Origin of the sequence: Paenibacillus farraposensis, assembly GCF_020736845.1 — a bacterium.
GTDB classification, from domain to species: domain Bacteria; phylum Bacillota; class Bacilli; order Paenibacillales; family Paenibacillaceae; genus Paenibacillus; species Paenibacillus farraposensis.
In genome coordinates this window covers 1-275 of the sequence record NZ_JAFFQR010000033.1, presented here as the reverse complement: position 1 = coordinate 275, position 275 = coordinate 1, and the positions used below count along the sequence as shown (strand labels likewise).

Here is a 275-nt window from a genome sequence, read left to right as displayed (position 1 = left end):
CCGTTAAGCCCTCCAGCGCCGATGGTACTTGGACCGCAGGGTCCTGGGAGAGTAGGACGCCGCCAAGCAACCCCTTAATGGGGCTTTTTTTTCGCCTATTGATTATACATACAAAAATGAATTTTAAGATGGGGCTATAGCTCAGCTGGGAGAGCGCCTGCCTTGCACGCAGGAGGTCAGGGGTTCGATCCCCCTTGGCTCCACCAATATTCCCTGATAGCTCAGTTGGTAGAGCACTCGACTGTTAATCGAGTTGTCACAGGTTCGAGTCCTGT

The 275-nt window shown here is 52.7% G+C and carries 1 tRNA gene; it reads left to right on the top strand.

From position 1 onward, the window contains the following. Window positions 1–130 precede the first annotated feature (130 nt). Window positions 131–206 (top strand) — tRNA-Ala (locus tag JO375_RS06735). Window positions 207–275 lie beyond the last annotated feature (69 nt).